Here is a 437-nt window from a genome sequence, read left to right on the forward strand (position 1 = left end):
CACAGATATTTATCCTGACAAAGCGGAACTCTGATGCAGCGGGTTTAGGAAGAGCCTTCCAAGACGGCATTCTCGATGTCATGCACCCTGCATACGCAAACTTCCGGGATAGCATCGATAGGTTGGTTCAATAGACGATGGGGCTTCGCAAAAGTGGTAGCTCGGGTTCGGCTGAACTATGAAGTTCTCTTGGCTTCTTCCGCACGGAGAAAGGCAAGAAATTCGTCGGTAGGCTGACCGTCAGATTCATTAAATTCAGCCGCATCGAAACGAAATTTAAGGCAGAAAACCAATACGTTAAATGCTGTATAGGTCAACAGCAGCAGCGTCATAAAGCCAAAGAACATTTCGATGTTTGCACTATCTTCAGTGAAAATCTTCCAAACCTGATATCCGCATACCGTTGCGGGGTAAATTATTACTATCAAGAACTGGAA

1 protein-coding gene is annotated in these 437 nt (G+C 45.3%); it reads right to left on the bottom strand.

Annotation, left to right across the window (positions count from 1 at the left end; translation table 11 throughout):
- Positions 1 to 176: 176 nt before the first annotated feature.
- On the bottom strand, positions 177 to 437 hold a 261-nt coding region (locus tag EOB49_RS36785), incomplete at its 5' end, for a hypothetical protein (protein ID WP_164781969.1).

The organism is Mesorhizobium sp. M7A.F.Ca.MR.148.00.0.0 (assembly GCF_003997735.1).
Classification (GTDB): Bacteria; Pseudomonadota; Alphaproteobacteria; order Rhizobiales; family Rhizobiaceae; genus Mesorhizobium.